Source organism: Agrobacterium tumefaciens, from assembly GCA_025559845.1.
GTDB lineage: Bacteria > Pseudomonadota > Alphaproteobacteria > Rhizobiales > Rhizobiaceae > Agrobacterium.
Genome location: CP048469.1, coordinates 2,340,481 through 2,363,299 on the forward strand (window position 1 = coordinate 2,340,481; position 22,819 = coordinate 2,363,299).

21 protein-coding genes are annotated in these 22,819 nt (G+C 57.0%); 14 read left to right on the forward strand and 7 right to left on the reverse strand.

Translation table 11 applies throughout. From position 1 onward, the window contains the following. Nucleotides 1–135 precede the first annotated feature (135 nt). Complete coding sequence (locus FY156_11920) at nucleotides 136–399, reverse strand: accessory factor UbiK family protein (GenBank protein ID UXS02117.1); 264 nt, start codon at nucleotides 397–399, stop codon at nucleotides 136–138. A gap of 303 nt (nucleotides 400–702) precedes the next feature. Between FY156_11920 and FY156_11925 the strand changes: the two genes are divergently transcribed. From FY156_11925 to FY156_11950, 6 genes are all read left to right on the forward strand, one after another. Then, on the forward strand, nucleotides 703–1,515 hold the full coding sequence (locus FY156_11925; GenBank protein UXS03130.1) for a prolipoprotein diacylglyceryl transferase: 813 nt from the start codon (nucleotides 703–705) through the stop codon (nucleotides 1,513–1,515). Nucleotides 1,516–1,530: 15 nt separating this feature from the next. Continuing rightward, nucleotides 1,531–2,631 (forward strand): class I SAM-dependent methyltransferase, encoded by a 1,101-nt coding sequence (locus tag FY156_11930; protein ID UXS02118.1) that lies wholly within the window; start codon nucleotides 1,531–1,533, stop codon nucleotides 2,629–2,631. A 146-nt stretch (nucleotides 2,632–2,777) separates the two neighbouring features. Further along, a complete protein-coding gene (pgeF, locus tag FY156_11935; protein ID UXS02119.1) occupies nucleotides 2,778–3,572 on the forward strand; it encodes a peptidoglycan editing factor PgeF in 795 nt (264 codons plus the stop codon). A 1-nt stretch (nucleotide 3,573) separates the two neighbouring features. Further along, the gene (locus tag FY156_11940; GenBank protein UXS02120.1) at nucleotides 3,574–4,725 is read left to right on the forward strand and encodes an aminopeptidase P family protein; all 1,152 of its coding nucleotides are present in this window, start codon (nucleotides 3,574–3,576) and stop codon (nucleotides 4,723–4,725) included. A 121-nt stretch (nucleotides 4,726–4,846) separates the two neighbouring features. Continuing rightward, a complete protein-coding gene (locus tag FY156_11945) occupies nucleotides 4,847–5,551 on the forward strand; it encodes a hypothetical protein (protein ID UXS02121.1) in 705 nt (234 codons plus the stop codon). 218 nt (nucleotides 5,552–5,769) lie between these two features. Beyond that, the gene (locus FY156_11950) at nucleotides 5,770–6,702 is read left to right on the forward strand and encodes a ribose-phosphate pyrophosphokinase (GenBank protein UXS02122.1); all 933 of its coding nucleotides are present in this window, start codon (nucleotides 5,770–5,772) and stop codon (nucleotides 6,700–6,702) included. A gap of 11 nt (nucleotides 6,703–6,713) precedes the next feature. Here FY156_11950 and FY156_11955 read toward each other — a convergent pair whose 3' ends face one another. Then, on the reverse strand, nucleotides 6,714–6,857 hold the full coding sequence (locus FY156_11955) for a hypothetical protein (GenBank protein UXS02123.1): 144 nt from the start codon (nucleotides 6,855–6,857) through the stop codon (nucleotides 6,714–6,716). 201 nt (nucleotides 6,858–7,058) lie between these two features. On the opposite strand from FY156_11955, the gene FY156_11960 reads away from it, so the two are divergent. After that, nucleotides 7,059–9,326, forward strand: a complete 2,268-nt coding sequence (locus FY156_11960) for a methyl-accepting chemotaxis protein (protein ID UXS02124.1) — start codon at nucleotides 7,059–7,061, stop codon at nucleotides 9,324–9,326. A gap of 159 nt (nucleotides 9,327–9,485) precedes the next feature. Here FY156_11960 and FY156_11965 read toward each other — a convergent pair whose 3' ends face one another. The 3 genes from FY156_11965 to FY156_11975 all read right to left on the reverse strand — a co-directional run bounded on the left by FY156_11965 (nucleotide 9,486) and on the right by FY156_11975 (nucleotide 14,316). Next, the gene (locus FY156_11965; protein ID UXS02125.1) at nucleotides 9,486–11,003 is read right to left on the reverse strand and encodes an aldehyde dehydrogenase; all 1,518 of its coding nucleotides are present in this window, start codon (nucleotides 11,001–11,003) and stop codon (nucleotides 9,486–9,488) included. A gap of 181 nt (nucleotides 11,004–11,184) precedes the next feature. Next, complete coding sequence (locus tag FY156_11970) at nucleotides 11,185–12,144, reverse strand: sigma-54-dependent Fis family transcriptional regulator (protein UXS02126.1); 960 nt, start codon at nucleotides 12,142–12,144, stop codon at nucleotides 11,185–11,187. Between the two features lie 93 nt (nucleotides 12,145–12,237). Next, nucleotides 12,238–14,316, reverse strand: coding sequence for a bifunctional diguanylate cyclase/phosphodiesterase (locus tag FY156_11975; GenBank protein UXS02127.1), 2,079 nt, complete (start codon nucleotides 14,314–14,316; stop codon nucleotides 12,238–12,240). Nucleotides 14,317–14,615: 299 nt separating this feature from the next. On the opposite strand from FY156_11975, the gene FY156_11980 reads away from it, so the two are divergent. The 4 genes from FY156_11980 to FY156_11995 all read left to right on the forward strand — a co-directional run bounded on the left by FY156_11980 (nucleotide 14,616) and on the right by FY156_11995 (nucleotide 19,441). Further along, the gene (locus FY156_11980) at nucleotides 14,616–15,221 is read left to right on the forward strand and encodes a 50S ribosomal protein L25/general stress protein Ctc (GenBank protein UXS02128.1); all 606 of its coding nucleotides are present in this window, start codon (nucleotides 14,616–14,618) and stop codon (nucleotides 15,219–15,221) included. Nucleotides 15,222–15,510: 289 nt separating this feature from the next. Beyond that, nucleotides 15,511–17,901, forward strand: coding sequence for an EAL domain-containing protein (locus FY156_11985; protein UXS02129.1), 2,391 nt, complete (start codon nucleotides 15,511–15,513; stop codon nucleotides 17,899–17,901). Continuing rightward, nucleotides 17,898–18,635: an amino acid ABC transporter substrate-binding protein gene (locus FY156_11990; protein UXS02130.1), complete on the forward strand. Its 738-nt coding sequence runs from the start codon at nucleotides 17,898–17,900 to the stop codon at nucleotides 18,633–18,635. Before FY156_11985 ends, FY156_11990 begins: the two co-directional genes overlap by 4 nt. Before the next feature lie 89 nt (nucleotides 18,636–18,724). Next, nucleotides 18,725–19,441: an aminoacyl-tRNA hydrolase gene (locus FY156_11995; protein ID UXS02131.1), complete on the forward strand. Its 717-nt coding sequence runs from the start codon at nucleotides 18,725–18,727 to the stop codon at nucleotides 19,439–19,441. Nucleotides 19,442–19,460: 19 nt separating this feature from the next. Here FY156_11995 and clpS read toward each other — a convergent pair whose 3' ends face one another. Then, on the reverse strand, nucleotides 19,461–19,772 hold the full coding sequence (gene clpS, locus FY156_12000; GenBank protein UXS02132.1) for an ATP-dependent Clp protease adapter ClpS: 312 nt from the start codon (nucleotides 19,770–19,772) through the stop codon (nucleotides 19,461–19,463). Nucleotides 19,773–19,986: 214 nt separating this feature from the next. On the opposite strand from clpS, the gene ychF reads away from it, so the two are divergent. The 3 genes from ychF (at nucleotide 19,987) to FY156_12015 (ending at nucleotide 22,202) form a co-directional block, all read left to right on the forward strand. Further along, nucleotides 19,987–21,090, forward strand: a complete 1,104-nt coding sequence (ychF, locus tag FY156_12005; protein ID UXS02133.1) for a redox-regulated ATPase YchF — start codon at nucleotides 19,987–19,989, stop codon at nucleotides 21,088–21,090. Nucleotides 21,091–21,264: 174 nt separating this feature from the next. After that, nucleotides 21,265–21,738: a MaoC family dehydratase gene (locus FY156_12010; protein ID UXS02134.1), complete on the forward strand. Its 474-nt coding sequence runs from the start codon at nucleotides 21,265–21,267 to the stop codon at nucleotides 21,736–21,738. Next, a complete protein-coding gene (locus tag FY156_12015) occupies nucleotides 21,735–22,202 on the forward strand; it encodes a MaoC family dehydratase (protein ID UXS02135.1) in 468 nt (155 codons plus the stop codon). Before FY156_12010 ends, FY156_12015 begins: the two co-directional genes overlap by 4 nt. Nucleotides 22,203–22,246: 44 nt before the next feature. Here the strand turns inward: FY156_12015 and FY156_12020 are convergent, their stop codons facing one another. Continuing rightward, nucleotides 22,247–22,789 (reverse strand): adenine phosphoribosyltransferase, encoded by a 543-nt coding sequence (locus FY156_12020; protein ID UXS02136.1) that lies wholly within the window; start codon nucleotides 22,787–22,789, stop codon nucleotides 22,247–22,249. Nucleotides 22,790–22,819: the final 30 nt, after the last annotated feature.

Genomic DNA, 22,819 nt, shown 5'->3' on the forward strand with positions numbered 1-22,819 from the left:
CCACAGGCCGGAAATTTCCCGTCCCGGTTTCGAAAATGACACCTGATGCAGACCGTCACGGGACAAGCGCGCAACAAAAAACCGGACCCGCTGCGCGAATCCGGTTTCCATCAGAATCTGAGAGCCTTAACCGTGTCAGTCGGTCGAGGTCGAGAGTTTTGCTTCGAGTGCCTCGATGCGGGCGCGCAGGGCGTCATTTTCGTCGCGCGCCTGGATAGCCATTTCGCGCACAGCTTCGAATTCTTCGCGCTTTACGACGTCGAGGCTATTGAGCCAGCGATCCGCCTGCGCATGAAATGCGGATTCGACTTCCTTACGCATGCCCTGCGCAGCGCCGGCTGCGTCTGTCATCAGCTTGGCAAATTCATCCAGAAAACGGTTGGTGCCCGTCGTGCTCATGGCGCAGTTCCTTCGTCGGTTAAAAGAGCTTTCCGCTCCATCCGGTTGATATGTTTCAGGTAGGCACTCGACCGCCACCTTGCAAGCAAAATCGCACAATCCGGCACCTTTCCTCGTCACAAATGGCGCCCGGACAGGCTGCAAAAATCACCTTGACCACCGCCACTTCAATCGCCATTTTCCTCGCTCCGGATAACGGCCGTCATGGCCGGAAACCTTGAGGCAATGGAACCAATCTGTTGTCAGTAACAGCAACGATGACGGAATATACGATTGTCAGCCGCAGCAGCCCTACTTGCCATTATGCCGTTCCCAGATATCGATCCGGTGGCCGTTTCCATCGGACCCGTCGCGATCCACTGGTACGGGCTTGCTTACGTCGTCGGCATCATGCTCGGCTGGTCCTACGCCCGCCGACTGAGCCGCACCAATCATCTCTGGCAAAAAGACAACTCACCAGTAACCGTGCAGCATCTCGATGATTTCATCCTGTGGGCTGCCGCTGGCATCGTATTGGGCGGGCGCATCGGCTACATCCTGTTTTACGATCTTTCCTCCGTCGCAGCCAATCCGATCAGAGCAATCGAGATCTGGAACGGCGGCATGTCTTTCCATGGCGGGCTAATCGGCACCACCATCGCGATGATATTGTTTGCGCGCAAGAACGGCATTCCGGTCTGGAGCATGTTCGACATCGTCGCCGCCGTCGCCCCCATCGGCCTGTTTTTCGGCCGCATCGCCAATTTCATCAACGGCGAGTTGTGGGGCCGTATTTCCGACGCTCCATGGGCCGTTGTCTTTCCAACAGGCGGCCCTTTCGCCCGCCATCCGAGCCAACTGTACGAGGCGGGTCTCGAAGGCTTGCTTATGACCGCTGTACTGGCTCTGGCAATCTACGCGTTCAAGGCATTGAAAGCTCCCGGCACCGTGACCGGTATCTTCGTCGCAGGTTATGCTCTTTCGCGTATTTTCGTCGAATTTTTCCGCGAACCGGACGCCCAGATCGGTTATCTGGCAGGCAATTGGCTGACCATGGGAATGGTACTTTCGACACCCATGGTGCTGCTGGGACTGTGGGCAGTCGTTCGCGCCCGCAGTGCCGCAGGCCGCGCGTAACCGGGATGCCTTGCTATGAGCACACCACTTGCGCGTCGCATCAAATCTATGATCCGCCTCAACGGGCCTTTGAGCGTCACAGATTTCTTTTCGCTCTGCCTCGCTGATCCCGAACACGGTTATTACAAAAGCCGAGAGCCTTTCGGCCGCTCAGGCGATTTCATAACCTCACCGGAGGTCAGTCAGCTTTTTGGTGAAATGATCGGCGTTTTCGTGGTGCATGCCTGGCAACGCCACGGCGCGCCTGCCGAGGCAAAGCTGGTCGAAATCGGCCCCGGACGCGCTACGATGATGTCCGACATATTGCGCGTCATTCGCCGTATCGCCCCACCTCTTTACGAGACGATGCAGATCCATCTCGTGGAAACCAGTCCAAGATTGACGGCCATCCAGAAGGAAACGCTTTCCGGTCACACCGGCAAGCTGACATGGCACGAGAGTTTCGATGCCGTTCCGAACGGTTTTCTGCTGCTCGTCGCCAATGAACTGTTCGACGCCATTCCAATCCGGCAATTTGTCAGGACGCCACAGGGTTTTCGTGAGCGCGTCGTGAGCCTGGATGCCGACGACGATCTGGTATTCTCGGTAGGTGTTGCAGGTATCGACCCTGCCCTCTTGCCGCCCCTTCCCGAACGACAGCCGATTGGAACCATCGTCGAGATATCCCCTGCTCGCGAAGCGGTGATGACGGCAATCTGCCAGCGATTGACCACGCACGGCGGCACGGCACTCGCGATCGACTACGGCCATCTGGTTTCAGCTTATGGCGACACGCTGCAGGCTATGCGCCATCACGCCTTCGACCCGGTGCTAGCCCACCCCGGCGAAGCCGATCTCACGAGCCATGTGGATTTCGAAAGCCTCGTCAAAACAGCAGAGGCAAACGGCGTCCATGTCAACGGCAGTCTGCGTCAGGGAGACTTCCTGTACGGGCTAGGCCTGAAGGAGCGTGCCTCGGCACTGGCAGCCAAGGCGGACCCCGATCAGACGCTCGCGATCGCTGAAGCAGTCAATCGTCTCGCCGGCGAAGGAGCAGGCAAAATGGGGGAACTTTTCAAGGTGATCGCCGTTTCAAGCCCTGCACTTCATCTCATGCCGTTTCGCGCGGTGGATTGACACGACGAACGGGTCTGGGCCACCATTGCCTGTAAAACGAAGCAGGCGAATGGCATCAAATCCACCTTAGCCCTGCCGACAGGAAACATCTCGCTTACCGCATTCCCACTGCAAAACAGCGACATTCTCCAAGGAATTCCAAGACCATGCAGAACGAAACGCTGCCGCTCCCGATCCAGAGCCCCCTGCTTTCGTCCCTCTCCGGCAACAAGGTTCGCCACGGCTTTTTTACACGCTATGGCGGGGTTTCGGCAGGCATTTACGAAGGTCTGAATGTCGGCCTCGGCTCGAACGACGAGCCGGAACGGGTCAAGGAAAACAGACGCCGCGTTGCGCAATGGTTTGGCCTGCCGACAGAAAAACTTGCGACCGTCCACCAGGTCCATTCTCCCGATGTGGTCGTCGTGGATGACAGCTACGCAGGCGATCGCCCGGAGGCAGACGCCATGGTCACGGCGACACCAGGCGTGGTTCTCGGCGTGTTGAGCGCCGATTGCGGCCCCATTCTTTTTGCCGACGCCGAGGCGGGTGTGGTTGGCGCAGCCCACGCCGGATGGAAAGGTGCGCTGTTTGGCGTTCTGGAAAACACCATCAGCGCCATGGAACGGCTTGGAGCAAACCGCGGACGCATCATCACATCGCTCGGTCCGTCCATCAGCCAGGCCAATTATGAGGTCGGGCCGGAATATGTGACGCGCTTTACCGACGTCGATCCCGATTACCAACGTTATTTCTCCGCTGCAGAAAAAGCCGGCCATGCCTTTTTCGACCTTAAACAGTTCACCATCGACCGCTTGATCAAGGCAGGTGTCAGGGCGGAAAATCTCGGTCTTTGCACCTACCCCGACGAAGAGCGATTCTATTCCTATCGCCGCACCACCCATCGCGCCGAACCGGATTACGGACGGCAGATTTCTGCTATCGCTGTTGTGGAGGATTAATATGGCCCTGCATTTCGAGCCCTCGGAATTCGAGGCGCGTCGCGAACGGCTGACCGCGAAGATGGCGGAAGAAAAGCTGGATGCCATGCTACTGTTTGCGCAGGAAAGCATGTACTGGCTGACCGGTTACGACACCTTCGGCTACTGTTTTTTCCAGACGCTTGTCGTGAAGTCCGATGGCTCCATGACGCTCCTCACACGGGCAGCAGATCTCAGGCAGGCGCGCAATACCTCCACCATCGAAAACATTCTGATCTGGGTCGACAGGCCCAACGCTGACCCGACGCTGGACCTTAAAAATCTGCTGAGCGATCTCGATCTGCTCGGCGCCCGGATTGGTATCGAATACGACACTCACGGTATGACCGGGCGTGTCGCACGCCTCATCGACAATCAGCTCGCCAGCTTCGGTCAGCTTGTCGATGCCTCCTATCTCGTCAGCACACTTCGTCTCGTCAAAAGCCCGGCGGAAATCGTCTATGCAAAACGGGCCGGCGATATGGCCGACGACGCACTTGATGCCGCGATGAAAATCATCGCGCCCGGCGCTGACGAAGCAGACATTCTGGCAGCGATGCAAGGCGCGATCCTGGCACGCGGCGGCGACTACCCCGCCAACGAATTTGTCATTGGCTCTGCCGCGGACGCTCTGCTCTGCCGCTACAAGTCTGGCCGCCGCAAGCTTGATACCACGGATCAGTTGACCTTGGAGTGGGCAGGAGTCAGCGCTCACTATCACACGGCCATGCTGCGAACGGTACTGATAGGCGAGCAGGATTTCCGGCAGAAGGAGCTCTACAGCGCCTGCCTGCAAAATCTGACGGCGATCGAAGAAATCCTGCGTCCCGGCAGCACATTCGGCGAAGTTTTCGACATGCATGCCCGTGTCATGGATGAACGCGGCCTCACCCGACACCGCCTCAATACCTGCGGTTACTCGCTCGGCACCCGTTTTTCGCCGTCCTGGATGGAGCATCAGATGTTTCAGGCAGGCAACCCACAGGAAATTCAGAAAGACATGACACTGTTTGTGCACATGATCGTGATGGATTCCGACTCGGGCTACGCGATGACGCTAGGCCAGACATATCTGACGACGGACGGCGCCCCGGAGCCGCTGTCACGCCACAGCCTCGACCTTCTTACGGCGTGAGTCTTACTCCACAACCGGCCATTTGACCTGGTAAACCAGCGTGTTTGACAGGAGGGGAGAACCCGCCATACATTGCCGCACCCTGGAAGAATATGGAGCGGAACATGAGAGGCAACATCGCATGAGCCGAACGAGGCTCATTCTCGTCATCCCGGCGCTCACCCTCATGCTGTCGGCCTGCAACACGACGGAAGCCCTGACACCGCAGGTCGATATTGGCCAAAGCGGGTCCACACCCGTGACCCAGGGCGACCTTGATCAGATGGCCGCCGCCGCAGACAGGGCACCAGCCGGTTCACCAGCGACATCCAGCTCAGTTCGCTCCTATGCGCCACAAAATACGCTGCAGGCTCAGGCACAGGCGCTCTCCAACGGCAATCAATATGGCCAACCAGTCGACCAGAGCCCTCCCCAGCAGCAACCGCAACAGACGGCCTCGCTCGCTCCTTCCGGTTCCTCCGGCGATTCCATTCGCTTTCTGCCCATTATAGGCGCTCCCGTACAGGCGGTAACACCGCTGTCGCGCCAGCTCGGTGCAGAAGCACGTGCCAAGGGTCTGACAATCCGCGCCTCGAACGACAACTCCGCCGACAATATCCTGAAAGGATACTTCTCCGCCTTCGCTGATGGCAGCAAGGTCAATGTCATTTATGTCTGGGATGTTCTCGATGCGAATGGTGCGCGCCTGCACAGGCTTCAGGGCCAGGAAACAGTACCTGGCAAAGGCACTGATCCATGGTCGGCCGTCAGTGATCGTGTGATGCAGGATATCGCGGCAAAAACGCTGAATGAATATGTCACATGGAAGCAAGCACAGCGGGGATGAGGCAGTAAAACCGGACAAGTCGCAAAGATTTCACGAAAATCATTGGGAAAGCATGGAGTCCTCTTGCAATCGGAGGCAACAGCGCTATTAAGGCGCGCATGGCAATAGGGCGTGTCCGGCAAAGGTCTTTCGGCCGGGTATTCCTCCCCTTGAACGACGCTTGGTCACGGAAAACCTATCCCGGACCATAGGCGATGGCATGGAAACAGGCGGCCGCAATGAAGGTTTTCGCAGGCAATTCGAACCGGCACCTCGCCGAAGCGATCTGCAAGTATCTCAACGTTCCTCTAGGAAATGCCACTGTAAAGCGGTTTGCTGACCAGGAAATATTCGTAGAAATCGGGGAAAACGTACGTGGTGAGGACGTTTTTGTCGTCCAGTCCACCTCCTTCCCGGCAAACGATCATCTGATGGAATTGCTCATCATGATCGATGCCATGCGTCGCTCCTCGGCTAAGCGCATCACGGCGGTTCTTCCCTATTTCGGGTATGCCCGCCAGGACCGTAAGGCCGGCCCCCGCACACCGATTTCCGCCAAGCTTGTCGCCAACCTGATTACTGAAGCGGGTGCTGATCGCGTTCTGACGCTCGATCTTCACGCTGGCCAGATCCAGGGTTTCTTCGACATTCCGACCGATAACCTCTTCGCCGCCCCCATCTTGGCGCGCGACGTGAAGGAACACTACGACACCAACAACGTCATGGTGGTTTCGCCTGACGTCGGCGGTGTGGTTCGCGCCCGTGCATTGGCAAAGCGCCTCGACTGTCTGCTGGCTATCGTCGACAAGCGCCGCGACCGTCCGGGCGAATCCGAGGTCATGAACGTCATCGGTGATGTCTCTGGAAAGGACTGCCTCCTGATCGACGACATCGTCGATTCCGGCGGCACGCTTTGCAACGCGGCCGAAGCGCTGCTGAAAAAGGGCGCGACCAGCGTTACCGCTTACATCACCCACGGCGTTCTGTCCGGCGGAGCCGTTGCCCGTGTCGCTTCATCGAAGCTTCGCGAACTCGTCATCACTGACAGCATTCAGCCGACCACAGCCGTTCAATCGGCCCACAATATCCGCGTTGTCACAACGGCAAACCTTTTGGGCGAAGCCATCAACCGTACGGCTCAGGAAGAGTCTGTGTCTGGTCTGTTCGACTGAGACATCGAAGATCAGGTAACAATTTGAAAGGCGGCCATCATTCCGATGCCGCCTTTTTGCTTTTCCGGGGCTGCGACTGGGAAGCGCATCGGCTGGAAAAACGGCTCGTCCAACCCGTTCTCAACATCCACTGGCGAAACATTTTCGTCAGTCACCACCGATCCTCCACGACAAGTGCCGTCAACGGAGCTTCGCGCCGTTTCCTTACCGTTTTATGCAAGCCTCAACATGACGGGAACACGGGAAATTTTCGCGTAAAAAGAGAAATATAGTCGTACAATTGCCTCGAAATTTAACGCGTCCGTAAACAATTGTTGCGACGTTTCCGGCACGTATTTCAGGGGGGAGAAAACACGATGCCCGGCACGATTCCGTCCAATGGCAAGATCAAGTCATTGTCGATAAAAGCAAAGTTTGCAGCGCTGGTCACAGGCGCAACCTTGATTTCCTGTTTGTCCGTAGGGCTGATCTCCTATCAGATCGGCAAGGCAGGTCTGATCGACGCCAGCACAATCAGGCTCGAAACGGTTGCAGGAAATCAATCGAAACAGCTTGACGCTTATACATTGCGCGTCGAACAAAGCATTGCCGAACTGTCGCAGAACTCTGCAATTGCACAGGCAACGGAAACGATGACCAACATCATTCCGAGCGAACTGGATGCAGTCGTGCAGGCTTTCCGTCGTGATGGCATTTCTGAAGAAGAGCGCGCCTCTTTTGACGGCACCGGATTGAAGTTGCTCTACGCCATCCAGCACGCAACCATCAATGGGACCATTGCCAGCGTTTGGCGCAATACCAAGGTCAGTGACATCTACGTAATCGACAAGAACGGTCTGATTGTCTACTCGGTGACCAAGGGCAAGAACTTCCTCACCAATATTTCCGAGCCGCAGAACAGACCCATCAAGGATCTTTATGATCGCGTCTCGGCAGGCAAAGACGGCGTTATCACGACTGCGTCGTTCAGTGGCCAGGGCGCGGACGAATCTGCTTTCGTCGGCATGCCGCTTGCGGTTTCGAACTGGGGACAGATACAGCGAAAAGGCGTCGTGATCATGCGCGTATCTGCCGACCGGGTTGGCACGATCGTCACGCCCGAAGAAACCGGCAAGAGCATTGACGATGCGCTTCTTCTGAGTGCAGACGGCAAACGCCGCGCGGGCGTCCTGTCCGGCGGTGCGGACGCTCGTGTGCCCGAAAGCCTGGCGGGCCTGTCCGGCTCGGCAAACGCCGGCACGGTCATCGCAAGCACACCTGCTGGCAACATGTTCTACGCGTATCGCCCGGTCACCGTTTTCGGCGAAAAGCATTTGCTCGCGATCGGCCAGCAGGAGAGCAAGGTTCTCGCCGCTGCCAACAATCTCGCCTTCTGGGCGACGCTGGCAACACTCGCAGTCCTGGCCGCCATGACCCTCATCGGCATCGTCGTTTCCGCAGGCCTGACAAAGCCGCTGACCGGCCTGGCAAACCTCATGGAACGCCTGAACGGCGGCGAAAACAACATCGAGATCAAGGCTGTCGCACGCGGCGACGAAATTGGCACAATGGCACGCGCACTGGAATCCTTCCGCCAGGGCATCCTTGATAAGCTGCGCATGGAAGACGAAGCCGCCCGCAAGGGAGAGGAACTCGACGAAGAACGCGCCCAGCGCGAAATGGAAAAGGCGAGAGGCGCCAAGGAGCTGGAAGAAGCTGTCAGTGCTCTTGCAAAGGGTCTCGCCAATCTCGCCGCCGGCAGGCTCGATCTGCGGATCGAGAAAGCCTTTGTTCCGTCCCTTGACCATCTGCGCATCGATTTCAACAATTCGATGGCGGGTCTGGAAACGACAATCGCCAATATCGATCACAGCGCCAGCGCCATTCGTGCCGGCTCGAGCGAACTCAAGAGTGCTTCGGAAGATCTGTCTCGCCGCACGGAACGGCAGGCCGCTGCCCTTGAAGAAGCTGCGGCAGCACTGGGCGACATGACGAAGGCCGTCAACAATTCTCTCGAGCGTTGCAACGTGGCGGTCGAAGCAACAGCCGACACCATGCAGGACGCACACAAGTCTACAGCCGTGGTGAAGGAAGCCATCGTTGCGATGGAACGGATCGAAACCTCATCGTCCAAGATCCGCCAAATCATCGATGTCATCGATCAGATCGCGTTCCAGACCAACCTTCTGGCTCTGAACGCCGGCGTCGAAGCTGCGCGTGCCGGCGAAGCAGGCAAAGGCTTTGCTGTCGTTGCACAGGAAGTCCGCGAGCTTGCGCAGAAATCCGCCGCCGCGGCCCGCGATATCACCCAGCTGATCGCAACCTCGGCAGGTGATGTAGAAAGTGGCGTTGCACTTGTTCTGCGCACCGGCGAGAGCCTGGAGCAGATTCAGGGCCGCATTCAGTCCGTCAACGATCAGATCGTGGCGATTGCCGCCGCGTCGCGCGAACAATCGGGACGCCTTGGTGAAATCAACGCCTCCGTCAACGAACTCGATCAGGTCACACAGCAGAATGCCGCCATGGTCGAGGAAACCACTGCCTCTGCCTTCTCGCTGGCCAGCGAGGCCGACGGCCTGACCGAACAGGTCGGACAGTTCTCGGTTGGCTCCGGTCATCAGGATGAGCGCCGCTACGCCGCTTGACGGCGACCACGCATAGAAATTTGTAAAAGAGGCCGGACACTTTCGTGTCCGGCCTCTCTCTATCGGGCAGGGATTTCAAATTGTCTGAGCCGGGCTCCCAGGAGCCTTGAGCCCCTGGGAGCTTGCCGGCGACCACCGCCGCCGGCCCCGGGGAGGAGATCAGAAGAAACCGACCTTGTTCGGGCTATAGGAAACAAGAAGGTTCTTGGTCTGCTGATAATGATCGAGCATCATCTTGTGGGTCTCGCGACCAATGCCCGACTGCTTGTAACCACCGAAGGCGGCACCCGCCGGATAGACGTGGTAGCAATTTGTCCAAACACGGCCGGCCTCGATGCCACGACCGGCACGATAGGCAACGTTGGTATCACGGCTCCACACGCCAGCGCCTAGGCCGTAGACGGTGTCGTTGGCGATTTCGAGCGCCTCTTCCACTGTCTTGAAGGTCGTCACAGAAACGACGGGTCCGAAGATTTCCTCCTGGAAGACCCGCATCTTGTTGTTGCCTTCAAAGACCGTTGGCTGGATGTAGAAACCATCCTTCAGATTGCCGGAAAGCGATTTCTTGTCGCCGCCAGCAAGCACTTTCGCGCCTTCTTTCTTGCCGATTTCCAGATAGCTCATGATCTTGTCGAACTGCTCTTGCGAAGCCTGCGCACCGATCATGGTGGAGTTGCTGAGGGGATCGTCCTGCGTGATTGCAGCAACGCGCTTCAGTGCCTTTTCCATGAAGCGATCATAGATGGACTCATGCACCAGAGCACGAGACGGGCACGTGCAGACCTCACCCTGGTTGAGCGCGAAGAAGGCGAAACCTTCGAGCGCCTTGTCGAGGAAGGCATCGTCTTCATCCATGACATCGGCAAAGAAGATGTTCGGCGATTTGCCGCCCAGTTCCAGCGTGATGTTGGTTACATTGTCAGCCGCATAACGCATAATTTCCTTGCCGACCGACGTGGAGCCGGTGAAGGCGATCTTGGCAATGCGGTTGCTTTGCGCCAGTGGCTTGCCTGCTTCCGTGCCGAGGCCGTTGACGATGTTGATGACACCAGGCGGCAGAAGGTCCTCGATCAGTTCCATCACTACCAGGATGGATGCTGGCGTCTGTTCGGCAGGCTTGAGCACGACGCAGTTGCCAGCAGCGAGAGCTGGCGCAAGCTTCCAGGCCGCCATTAGGATCGGGAAGTTCCACGGAATGATCTGACCGACGACGCCCAGCGGCTCATGGAAATGATAGGCAACGGTATCATTGTCGATCTGGCCGATCGTACCCTCCTGCGCGCGAATGCAGCCTGCGAAATAACGGAAGTGATCGATCGTCAGCGGAATATCCGCGTTGGTGGTTTCACGTAGCGGCTTGCCGTTGTCCCAGGTCTCCGCCCGGGCAATGAGATCGAGATTGTCCTCGATGCGTTGCGCGATCTTGAGAAGAATGTTGGAGCGTTCGGTCACGCTCGTCTTGCCCCACTTCTCCCGCGCCTGGTGCGCGGCGTCGAGGGCAAATTCGATATCGGACGCATCCGAGCGTGGGACTTCACAAATCTTCTGTCCGGTCACGGGCGACAGATTATCCATGTAGCGGCCGGATTTCGGTTCGACCCACTTGCCGCCAACATAGTTGCCATACTTCAGCTTGAACGGCGCCTCGCCAGCCTTTTGCTGAACCTGAATATTCATGATTTCATCCTCCCTGATGAAAAACGATCCGTTGCAGACCGCATGGGAAGAAGGTGGTCCCCTATCGTGATATTTGGTAGAGGGGCGGCGAGGTTCCGCACCGCACAGTGTTTCACATCTGCGACAAAGCGGCCTTGCGGAGAGCGCAAGACCGCTTTTGCGGGTCCAGAGTTTAGAAATGTCAGTGAACGGCGAGCTTTTTCATCTTGCGATGAAGAGTCGCACGGCTGATCCCCAGCAAGGAAGCAGCCTGCGTAACATTGCCGTTTGTGCGCGAAAGAACCCGGCGCAGCGCGGCTCTTTCCGCTTCGGCGAGATCAGAGCCGCCGTCATGTCGCTGCTCGTGGAGTATGTCGGCAGCGGGCACGCCCTGGGCAATTTTTCCGTCATCCAGCTTGAGTGCAATTCTCGCAGCACGCGTCGCACCGAGAACAAGGTCGTCCTGATCGACCGCAAGCAGCGAGAGCGACGCACCCGAACCAGTTGGCACAATCACGATGCGAGCACCCGGGAAAGCACGACGGAAAAGGTTGCCCTCTATCCGTTGCGCCGCATCCTTGACCGCCTGGGTCACGAAAGAGAACGTCATTTCATCGATGTCGTTACGGCACGTCGAAATATCGAGGGCGCCCGTCACCCTCCCCGTATGATCGCGAATGGGAGCAGTGGTGCAGCTCAATCGGGTGTTGGACGTGAAGAAGTGCTGGTCGCGATAAACGACAACTGATCGCTCATCGACAAGCGCTGTTCCGATACCATTTGTCCCGACGCTTTGTTCGCTCCACACCGCTCCTGACCATAAACCAAGGGCACGGAAATCGCGGTCATCTCCCGCCGCGCCGCGCCGTTCCAGCGCAACCCCCTCGGCATCCGTCAGCAACAGACAACATCCCGACCTGCCTACACTCTGAAATATACGGTCGAGTTCCTCAGTGCTTTCGGCAATAAGGCCGGCAGCACTTTCCCGCGCACGGCGGAACTCGCTGTCGGTCAGGAAAAGAGGCTTGCGATTTTCTTCCGGGGCAAGGTGATGTTTCACCATGCAGCGACGCCATGAGGCGATAATTGGAGAGCTCGCGGCGGCGGAACGGTGTCGCGCGATTTCATACACGCGGTCTGCATGGGCAAGGTCAGATGACATGCGCTCCTCCCAAAGCTTTTGGGCAATGTGCGCTGTAAGCCTTCACGTTTCAATAAAAAACTTTGCGAGCGCGGGCTCGCCAGGTTTTCTCGTTCAGCTTGCGGCGCGATAGCGCAGGTCGTCAAGGCCTGCCTGATCGTCCGAAGACTGCAGGTCATCACCCACGAGATTGGCGATCGAGGTCACAGGGCCAGGTTTACCGAAGAAGAAGCCCTGCACCTGCAGGCAACCCTCGCGGCGCAGGAACTCGATATGAGCCTGGGTCTCAACCCCTTCGGCCAGAACCGGAATGTTCAAGCTGTGCGCCAGGATAAGCGTCGAACGGACGATGGCCTCGGACTGCACATTCGTCGAGAGACCGTCGATAAACGCACGATCAATCTTGATCTTGTCGAAGGGGAAACTCTGCAAAGTCGAAAGCGAGGAATAACCGGTACCGTAGTCGTCCATGGCAATTTTCACACCCAACGCTTTCAGTCGGCGAATGGTCGTCAGGGCATGGCGATGGTCGGCAATGATGCTGCCCTCGGTAATTTCGAGTTCCAGCCGCGCTGGCTGAAGCCCCGTCTTGCGTAAAATCCTGTCCACCTTGTCAGGAAAGTCGTTGTCGGCCAGCTGCTGTGGCGCCACGTTGACGGCGACCGAAAGCGCCTTTTTCCAACGCGCGGCCTGTGTGCAAGCTTCTGCAAGCACCCATTCACCCAACTCGACAATGAAACCATTCTGCTCGGCAATCGGAATGAAATCGGCAGGAGAAATCATGCCACGTGTCGGATGCTTCCAGCGCAAAAGCGTCTCGAAACCGACAATGCTGCCAGTATTGGTGTCATTCTGCTGCTGATAATAAAGCTCGAACTCGTTGTTCTCCAGACCGGCACGCATGGCGATTGCAAGCGCATTGCGCTCGCGGGCCGCATCGTCCATCGACTTGTCATAGAAGCAGATCGTTTCTGCGATGCCATTCTTGGCGCGGTACATGGCCACATCGGCTTGGGCAATCAGTGTATCGGCATCGACCGAACTGCTGTTGCGAACAGAAATGCCGACGCTCGCCCCGACGGTGAAAGAATGACCGTTCCACTCGACCGGCATGTTAATCTGCTCGATCAGCCGTTTGGCAAACTCCGTGCCGTCTGCACGGGTGTAATAAGCTTTGGTCAGCGCCACGAACTCGTCACCGCCCATACGCGCCAGGAACTCGCCCGACCTCAACACGGAACTCGCCCGGTCTGCAATCGTGCGCAGCACCGCGTCTCCCGCCGCATGGCCGTGCACATCATTGATTTCCTTGAAGCGGTCAAGGTCGATCGACAACAGTGCAATATGCGCGCCGGTGGACACGTCACGCGTAAAGCGGGTGAGATGTTCGATAAATGCCGCACGGTTTGGAATGCCGGTCAGTGGATCGTGAAGCGACAGATGCCGATAACGCGCCACTGCCTGCTGCGTTGATTGAGCATCGATCACGTAGGTCGACAAGCCCAGTGCAAAAAGCAGCACAGTCACTCCGATCGCTCCTCCTCCCATAAGTGCGGGCGAAAGGAGGCTCTCTTCAATGACAATCCGGGGATCGAACTCGAACGTCATCGATGCCATGCCGGTATAGTGCATCGACGCGATCGCCAGAATGAGAAAGGCGACGGCGGAATGTTTACAGAACCAGTTGATGGGGCGGGCAATGCGATTAACAGCCAAGGCGCCGAAGACAGCGCCGAGGATCAGCGATGCGATGACGTAGCTTTTGTTCCACTGGATGAAACCCTGGACGTTATAGGCTGCCATGCCGGTATAATGCATCGCCGCGATACCAAGGCCGACAATTGCACCACCGGCTTCGACGAAGGCACTTCTTCCACCATAAGCGGAAATGCCAAGCCCCGTCGTCATGGTCACGATGGCGATAACCAGCGAAAACCCGGTCAATGTCGGATCATAACCGACAGTGCCGGCCGCGATATATCCGAGCATCGCAACGAAGTGGGTTGTCCAGATGGTTGCACCACCATTTACGCCGGCCAGAAACAACCAGCTCACCTTCTGCACGCCGGACGCGAGTCTGACGCGTGAGAATAACCTCATCGTAACGAAGCTGCCCAGAATACAAACGATCACGGCGGCGGCCGTGTAGCGGATGTCATGATCGATGATCAGGCAGTATAGAACCAGAAGCATTATTGTCTTGCACCAACGGAATGTCGGCGACACTTATCATTCATCAAGTTTGCGCTTGGTTTATGTACATGGATAAGCATTGATTAAAAAAATCGGCCAAGACACTATAGATGCAGGATCGGTATTGGCGCAGTTCGAGTCTGGCGATGCAGCCTTGTCATTGCGGCTGTTTTGTACTATAGCGCCCGCACCCGTGCAGACACCCTTGGAGGCAACGCGGGCGGGATGACCTGATGGCCATCTCCAGTTCAAGCCAAAAACAGGCATGAACTCTCCATATAACCTCGAAAGGAAATGCCATGAGCAAAGAATCGTATGAGCTCAAGGCCGAGGCGCGCGAACGAGTTGGTAAGGGGTCCTCTCGTGAACTTCGCCGCAACGGTTTGATTCCCGCTGTCATCTACGGTGACAAGCAGGCCCCAATTTCTATCGCCCTGTCGACCAAGGAAGTAACGCAGCGCATTCACGCTGGCGGCTTCATGACGACGATCGCGACCATCGACTTCGACGGCCAGAAGATCAAGGTTCTCCCGAAGGATTACCAGCTTGATCCGGTTCGCGACTTCACGATGCACGTCGACTTCCTGCGCGTTTCCGGCAATGCTGCCGTTAACGTTGAAGTTCCGGTTCACTTCGTCAACGAAGACAAGTCGGACATCAAGATCGGCGGCGTTCTGAACATCGTCCGTCACACGGTCGAACTGCACTGCCCGGCAACCGATATCCCGGAATTCATCACGGTTGATCTCGCTGGCCTGAAGATCGGCGACAACGTTCACATCTCGAACGTTAAGCTGCCGAAGAACGTTACGCCGGTTATCGACCGCGACTTCACGATCGCAACGATCGTTGCTCCGGCCGCTGGCGTTGCTGAAGAAGCAACCGAAGAAGCTTCCGGCGAGTAATCGACCGGACCGAAAGGTCCTGATCGCCTTGCTTATGAAGACCCGTTCCGTTCGCGGAGCGGGTTTTTTTGTGTTTTGTGAACCTTAAATCGAAACCCCTTTTCTATCCCGCGCGAACGCCGCAGCGTTTCAGCATCGATTAATAATTCCATGAAACGATGCAATTGCTCTCACCCAGCACCGGACGCCAAGAAAAACAATGACCTGACTGTTTTCTCATTCAGGTTTTCAAGGACGGCCGGAAAGGCGAGACGCGTAATTCAGGGGCAAAGGGTAACGACAATCAAACATGGCTCATTCCGTCGAAAGTCGCTTCATAGCGATTGTCTCCGGGGCACTTCTCACGGTCGTTGCTCCCCTCTTCACGCTACTGTTGACGCTCTCCTATCACGAAGCCATTCGTAGCCAGCGCGATCACCTTGAAATACTGCTGACCACAAACACGCAGGCCCTTGCACGCCCCCTGTGGGATCTGGATGATGACACCATCAACCAGATAACCGGAACGCTTGTCTCAGACCCCATGGTAAAGATGGTGGAGGTCAAGGACACGTCTGGACAGCTCGACATCGTCCAGACCGCGGGCGACGACGCTGTCGAAGACACGGTTTCGACATCCCGCACGGTTATCTACAAGACGTCGGGCGGCGCGATCACGGTCGGACAGCTGATCGTTCACTACCAGAGCCTCAGCCTGTTCACGTCCCTCAGCCAGATGGAAATGGCGTTCATTACCATTTTCATTCTGGCGATTCTGACGATCGTGCTCGCAGCCATTGTCGGCAACCGCTTCATGGTCATTCGGCCGCTGATGCGATTGGCAGCGGCCATCGAAGCGACACGGCGTCTTGGCTCGCGCCACCACGTCGACTGGCGCTCGAAAGACGAAATCGGCCGGCTGGCCAAAAGCTTCAACGAAATGCAGACCCAGCTCGAAAAAGAAGAGCTGGAGATCAAGAATGCCCATGAACGCAAGATCGAGATCTACAACCGCACGCCCGCCATGCTCTTCTCTCTCGACCGGCAGGATCGGGTCGCAGCTGTCAGTGACTATTGGGTCCAGGTAAGCGGTTACAGCCGCGCAAAAGCACTGGGTCTGGATTTTGCCGATCTCATTCATCCGGAAGATCGACCACTCTTCAAGACGCGCAAGACTGCGTTCGAGGCTGTGGATGCCACGGGACAGATGGGCATTACGCTGCGCTTCCGTTGCGGCGACGGCCGCACCATGGATATCCTTATTCTCGAAAAAGAACTCCACTCCAGCGCAGTGACGCAATCGGACACAAGGCTTTGCGTCATGACTGACGTGACCGAACTGCGCCAGTCGGAAAAGCGCAATCGGCAGCAGGCCATTTCCGATCACCTGACAGGCCTTTTCAATCGCCAGGGCTTCGAGGCTATCCTGGACACCCAAATCCGCGAGGCGGACAAGAATGGAACGGAACTGGCGTGCCTTTTCATCGACCTCGACCGGTTCAAGGCAATCAATGACAGTCTCGGCCACGCCATAGGCGATGCCGTCCTCAAGGAGTTCACGCTGAAGCTTGAACCTTTGCTCACGGCTGACGATAGCGCGTCGCGGCTGGGCGGTGACGAGTTCGCCATTCTGCTCGCCGGCGAAAATGCTGCCGAGCGCGCCTCCAAATTCAGCGACCGTATCTGCTCGATCCTGGATACGCCTTTCGACATTGACGACAACAGCATCCGTATGAGCGCCAGTATTGGCATGGCGATCTACCCGGTTCACGCGTCGAGCGCCGCTGAACTTCTACAGAATGCCGATATGGCGATGTATACACGCAAAAGGGCCGGCAAGAACGGATCGCAAATGTTCGACCCGTCCATTACCGACCGGGCACGCGAACACGCGGAGATGGAACGCGATATCGAACAAGGGTTGGCGGAGGGCTGGTTCGAACCATATTTCCAGCCGATCCTGGATCTTGCAACAGGCCAGACGGCAGGCTTTGAAGCCTTGATGCGCCTCAATCATCCGGAAAAAGGGCTGCTGCCCCCCGCCGCCATCGTCAGCCTTGCGGAGGAAAACGGTACGATCAATCGGATCGGAAACACGATCCTCGACCTTTCGATTGCCAATCTGGCCGAGATATCGCGCATCCCCGGAATGGAGAATTCCTATGTGGCGGTTAATTTCTCACCGCTGCAATTTGAACCGGGACTTCCCACACGTATTGCCGGCGTTCTTCATCGCTACGGCATCCGCCCACGTCGCCTCGTCATCGAGATAACCGAAGCGGTCATCATGAAGGATGATCCGCAAATCCGGGCGATCCTCGACGCCATTCATCAATTGGGCTGCCGGATCGCTCTCGACGATTTTGGCACGGGTTATTCGTCCTTGAGTTACCTCAGCCGTTTCCCGGTCGATATCGTCAAGATCGACCAGTCGTTTACGCGTTCGATCTGCGAGGAAACCGTCGAGGTAAAACAAAGAAGTCGCATGCTGATCGAGGGCATCGCTGCCATATCGCACAAGATGAACTGCATCGTCGTGGCAGAGGGTATCGAAACCGAGGAGCAAAAGGCACTTCTTCTGTCAATTGGTGCGGACTGTGGTCAAGGTTATCTGTTTGCAAGGCCACAACCGGTTCCCGCCGTCATCGACGACCTGAACCGTGATCGACTTGTCGACAGCGTATCGGTCCGGCAGGCATGAGATCGAAAGGAGCGGGTTTGATGCGATTGATCTTGTTGCCCCTGATCTGCCTCGCGCTTGCCCATCCTGTCAGTGCGGCAACACTGTTTCTCACCACGGAGATCTATCCTCCCTATAACGTCCGGTCCGCCGATGGCGGCGTGGAAGGCGTCTTCATCGATCAGCTCAAAATCCTGCTCGATGAAACCGATACGGATTATCAGGTCAGTGTGATGCCGTGGGCGAGAGCCATTGCGCTTGCCAGAACACAAAGCATGCATTGCGCCTTCGCCGCCGCGCGGACACCGGAGCGGGAAAATCAGTTCAAGTGGGTTTCTCCGATCCTGACCGACAAGAATATCCTCATCGCCAAAAGTACGACGCCGATCGACTCCACTAGTCTCGACAAGATGAGGAAATATCGGGTCGGCACCCAGCGCGGCGACTATACGGAAAAACTGCTACAATCGCTCGGGTTTGCAAACATCGATCTCGGTGCGGACTTTTCCATCACATTGAACAAGTTGAAAGCCGGACGCATCGATCTGATGCCCATGTCCGAATTTACCCTCGGGAGCTTGCCGGCGGGCGAGTTCAAGGAGGTCATGACCTTTTCGAAACAGCAGTTTGGCTTGGCATGCCACAAAAGCGTGCCTGATACCTTGATAAAAAAACTGCAGGCTCGCCTTAACGCACTGATCGCCGATGGCAGACAGCAGAAACTCTTCGACCGCTATAACCTAAACTCTCGCTGATTGCGCGACAGGACACAAAGAGGTTGACAGCGGCGGCATTTCGGGGTGGTGACAGGCGAGAAAACCAGTCAGAACGCGGACAGCCCCCCATGAAGATCATTGCAGGATTAGGTAACCCCGGCGCGCAATATGCGGGTAACCGACACAACATCGGGTTCATGGCCGTCGATGCCCTGCAACGTCTGCCGTCTTTTGCCCCCTGGTCGAGAAAATTCAAGGCAGAGATTTCCGAAGGAGAGATCGACGGCGAGAAAGTGCTGTTGATGAAGCCCCTTACCTATATGAACCTTTCCGGTGAGGCTGTGGGGGAAGCAATGCGCTTCTTCAAGCTCAAGCCCGCCGACATTATCGCTATCCACGACGAGCTGGACCTGCCGGCCGGCCGCAGCCGGATCAAGATCGGTGGCGGACATGGCGGGCACAACGGCCTCAAGTCGCTTGATGCCCATTGCGGCAAGGAATATCGCCGCCTGCGCCTCGGCATCGGACATCCGGGAGACAAGGAGCGTGTACACGGGCATGTCCTGGGTGACTTCGCCAAGGCCGATGCAGTTTGGCTCGACCCGCTGCTCGACGCTATTGCCGACAACGCTGCCATGCTGATCAAGGGCGAAGATTCACAGCTCATGAACAAGCTGGCTCTCGCCACTGGCAGCAAGCCGGAAAACGAGAAGCCCGCCAAGACAGCGAAACCTGCCGCGCAATCGCATATTCACCAGGCCAGAAACAGCACTCAGCCAAAAAAGCTGCCGGAGACTGGTCCCATGGCAGAAATGCTGAAGAAGATGTTCGGCAAGAAAGACTGAGGAAGCGACACGCTTGGGGTCATTCCTCCGGCTCGGTGGTGAACATCAGCGGAAATCCCGCCTGCTTGCCAAGATCATTCGCCTCCTTTGCTTTTGTCTCGGCGATATCACGCTCACAGACAACCACAACCGAACTGCCGAAACGATGTGCCGTCATCATGACGCGATGGCCGGTTTCCTCGCTCATGCGAAACACCGCTTTGAGGACGATGGTCACAAAGTCGCGCGGCGTGTAATCGTCATTCAACAAAATGACCTTATAAAGCTTCGGCCGCTCAAGCTTTGGTTTCGTCTTCGGTTTTGGTTTGAGATCGACAGCGTTGTCACTCATGGGAAGTCCCCGTTGATGACGAAAAGACCGGACGCTTGGCCGACGCATATTGCGCCGCGGCCGCCATATCGGCAAGTCTGCCGAGAGCGGAAGCCCGAAATTCAGCACCATTCCGCCGCTTTGCCCGGACAAATCAGGCGCCGGGCTTGACCTTGCCCCGCCCTTTCCGCAAAAGGCTCCCAACGAATTCTTTCAAACGGACAGGTTTCAAGCCATGGGCTTCAAATGCGGTATCGTCGGGCTGCCGAATGTCGGCAAGTCCACCCTCTTCAACGCGCTGACGAAAACGGCTGCCGCACAGGCAGCCAATTATCCTTTCTGCACGATCGAGCCCAACACTGGTGAAGTGGCTGTTCCAGATCCCCGCATGAAGGTGCTGGCGGATATTGCCAGCTCCAAGGAAATCATCCCGACCCGCATTTCATTCGTCGATATCGCCGGCCTGGTGCGCGGTGCATCGAAGGGCGAAGGTCTCGGCAACAAGTTCCTTGCCAACATCCGCGAAGTCGATGCGGTGGTACATGTTCTGCGCTGCTTCGAAGATGACGACATCACCCACGTCGAAGGCCGCATCAATCCGGTTGGCGATGCCGAGACGATTGAAACAGAACTGATGCTCGCTGACCTCGAGAGCCTCGAACGCCGCGTCGAACAGACCCGCAAGCGCGCCACCTCCAAGGACAAGGAATCGCTTGCGCAGCTTCCTGTCATGGAAGCGGTCATCAAGCTGCTGAATGAAGGCAAGCCTGCCCGCCTGCTGTTGAAGACGCTGGCCGCAGACGAGATCGAAGTGCTGAAGGGTCTGAACCTTCTCACCTCGCACCCGGTTCTCTACGTCTGCAACGTCGCTGAAGCCGACGCTGTCGATGGCAACGAGCACACCAAGGCAGTCGCCGAAATGGCCAAGGCTCAGGGCGCGGAATGTGTGATCATTTCTGCAGCGATCGAGGCCGAAGTCGCGCAGCTTCCTGAAGAAGAAGCCAAAGAATTCCTGTCTGCTCTCGGTCTGGAAGAAGCAGGTCTCGACCGCCTCATTCGTGCCGGTTACCACCTGCTCGACCTCATCACCTACTTCACCGTTGGTCCGAAAGAATGCCGCGCCTGGACGATCGTTCGCGGCACCAAGGCGCCGCAGGCAGCGGGTGTCATTCACACGGATTTCGAACGCGGCTTCATTCGCGCCTTCACCATCGGCTATGACGATTACGTTGCCTTCAAGGGCGAAGTCGGCGCCAAGGAAGCTGGCAAGGGTCGTGACGAAGGCAAGGAATACGTGGTTCAGGACGGCGACGTCATCCATTTCCGCTTCAACACCTGACACATCAGGCATTTCCGGACATTCCGTCCAACACGAAGTCATAAAGCTTGCGCCGCCCTCCGGGCGGCGTTCTTGTTTGTGATGTTGCATTCTCCCGCCCTAATGATTTGACCTTTACGTAAAAGGCAAAATCATCTTAGATGCCGCCGTATTGACTGTGCACAGGAGGAGAACATGGCACCGGTCGCGACATATGCCTACGAGGATTTTTCTGCAGGGCGGGAATTTCCCCTAGGGCCGCAGCCGATTTCAGCAGCAGATATCATTGAGTTTGCCAGCGAATTCGACCCCCAACCCATGCATCTTTCAGAGGAGGCTGGTCGCGCCAGCATTCTTGGCGGGTTGGCGGCCTCAGGCTGGCACACATGCAGCCTGTTGATGCGCATGATGGCGGACAGCTACATCATCAATTCGACGTCGCAGGGCAGCCCCGGCATCGATTATGTCGAGTGGAAAAAACCGGTACTGGCCGGCGATACACTCACTGGAAAATCCATTGTCCTGGAACAGCGCACATCCAGCTCGCGCCCCGGCATCGGGCTCGTGAAATTCAGGCACGAACTCTACAATCAGCGCGGCGACTTGGCAGCCCACGGAGAAAACACCGTCATGTTCAAAATTCGCGTAAACGGAGGTGCTGCAGCATGAGACTGGCGGAACTCTCTCCCGTTGGTGAGCGTGTCAGACTCGATACGTTGCACTTTTCCGCTGACGACATCATTCGTTTTGCCGAAAAATTTGACCCGCAGCCATTCCACCTGGATGCGACGGCGGCGAAGAACAGTGTTTTCGGCGCCCTGTGCGCGTCCGGTTGGCACACCAGCGCCGGTTGGATGAAGACCTTCCTCAGCCATTGGGCAAAAGAGGTAAAACGCCTGAAACAGGAGGGCATCGAGCCGCCCAAACTTGGCCCCTCCCCTGGATTTCGCAAGCTGCAATGGAAAAAGCCGGTCTATGCCGGAGACGACATCACATATTTTGTCACCTTGGTCGACACGCGACCCCTGGCATCAAAACCCGGCCTGCTGCTCAACACCACCTTTAACGAAGGCGTCAATCAGGCCGGCGAAACGGTGATTTCGTTTGAAAGCGGCGTTCTGGAATTTGAATAAATTCTTGCCCTGCGCGCCGATGGGCGCGCAGGGTGGATTTCGTATCAGTGACCTGAAAATTCGACCAGCGTCCGCACTTCAACGCCAAGGTCTTCCAGTTTCTTGCGTCCGCCAAGATCAGGCAGGTCAATTACGAAGCATGCGGATACGATGTCCGCTCCCATCTGCCGCAAAAGCTTCACTGCCCCTTCCGCCGTTCCACCGGTTGCGATGAGGTCATCCACTAGAATCACCTTTTCACCGGGCTGCACGGCATCCACATGCATTTCCATCTCGTCGACGCCATATTCAAGGCTGTAGGCAACGCGAACGGTGGTGTGAGGCAGCTTGCCTTTTTTGCGGATCGGCACGAAACCGGCCGAAAGCTGATGAGCGACAGCGCCGCCAAGGATGAAGCCGCGTGCTTCCATCCCTGCAATCTTGTCGATTTTCGTCCCCGCATAAGGCTGCACCAGTTCGTCTACGGCCCGCCGGAACGCGCGTGGATTGCCAAGCAGCGTGGTGATGTCACGGAAAATGATGCCCGGCTTTGGATAGTCGGGAATGGAACGAATGGCAGCGGAAAGCTCCGAAGCGATGACGGTCATGGTATGTCCAGTTAATATGGGAAATGGATC

Coding starts and splice junctions, on each gene's coding strand:
- FY156_11920 (UXS02117.1), bottom strand. CDS start 399: ATGAGCACGACGGGCACCAACCGTTTTCTGGATGAATTTGCCAAGCTG.
- FY156_11925 (UXS03130.1), top strand. CDS start 703: ATGCCGTTCCCAGATATCGATCCGGTGGCCGTTTCCATCGGACCCGTC.
- FY156_11930 (UXS02118.1), top strand. CDS start 1,531: ATGAGCACACCACTTGCGCGTCGCATCAAATCTATGATCCGCCTCAAC.
- pgeF (UXS02119.1), top strand. CDS start 2,778: ATGCAGAACGAAACGCTGCCGCTCCCGATCCAGAGCCCCCTGCTTTCG.
- FY156_11940 (UXS02120.1), top strand. CDS start 3,574: ATGGCCCTGCATTTCGAGCCCTCGGAATTCGAGGCGCGTCGCGAACGG.
- FY156_11945 (UXS02121.1), top strand. CDS start 4,847: ATGAGCCGAACGAGGCTCATTCTCGTCATCCCGGCGCTCACCCTCATG.
- FY156_11950 (UXS02122.1), top strand. CDS start 5,770: ATGAAGGTTTTCGCAGGCAATTCGAACCGGCACCTCGCCGAAGCGATC.
- FY156_11960 (UXS02124.1), top strand. CDS start 7,059: ATGCCCGGCACGATTCCGTCCAATGGCAAGATCAAGTCATTGTCGATA.
- FY156_11965 (UXS02125.1), bottom strand. CDS start 11,003: ATGAATATTCAGGTTCAGCAAAAGGCTGGCGAGGCGCCGTTCAAGCTG.
- FY156_11970 (UXS02126.1), bottom strand. CDS start 12,144: ATGTCATCTGACCTTGCCCATGCAGACCGCGTGTATGAAATCGCGCGA.
- FY156_11975 (UXS02127.1), bottom strand. CDS start 14,316: ATGCTTCTGGTTCTATACTGCCTGATCATCGATCATGACATCCGCTAC.
- FY156_11980 (UXS02128.1), top strand. CDS start 14,616: ATGAGCAAAGAATCGTATGAGCTCAAGGCCGAGGCGCGCGAACGAGTT.
- FY156_11985 (UXS02129.1), top strand. CDS start 15,511: ATGGCTCATTCCGTCGAAAGTCGCTTCATAGCGATTGTCTCCGGGGCA.
- FY156_11990 (UXS02130.1), top strand. CDS start 17,898: ATGAGATCGAAAGGAGCGGGTTTGATGCGATTGATCTTGTTGCCCCTG.
- FY156_11995 (UXS02131.1), top strand. CDS start 18,725: ATGAAGATCATTGCAGGATTAGGTAACCCCGGCGCGCAATATGCGGGT.
- clpS (UXS02132.1), bottom strand. CDS start 19,772: ATGAGTGACAACGCTGTCGATCTCAAACCAAAACCGAAGACGAAACCA.
- ychF (UXS02133.1), top strand. CDS start 19,987: ATGGGCTTCAAATGCGGTATCGTCGGGCTGCCGAATGTCGGCAAGTCC.
- FY156_12010 (UXS02134.1), top strand. CDS start 21,265: ATGGCACCGGTCGCGACATATGCCTACGAGGATTTTTCTGCAGGGCGG.
- FY156_12015 (UXS02135.1), top strand. CDS start 21,735: ATGAGACTGGCGGAACTCTCTCCCGTTGGTGAGCGTGTCAGACTCGAT.
- FY156_12020 (UXS02136.1), bottom strand. CDS start 22,789: ATGACCGTCATCGCTTCGGAGCTTTCCGCTGCCATTCGTTCCATTCCC.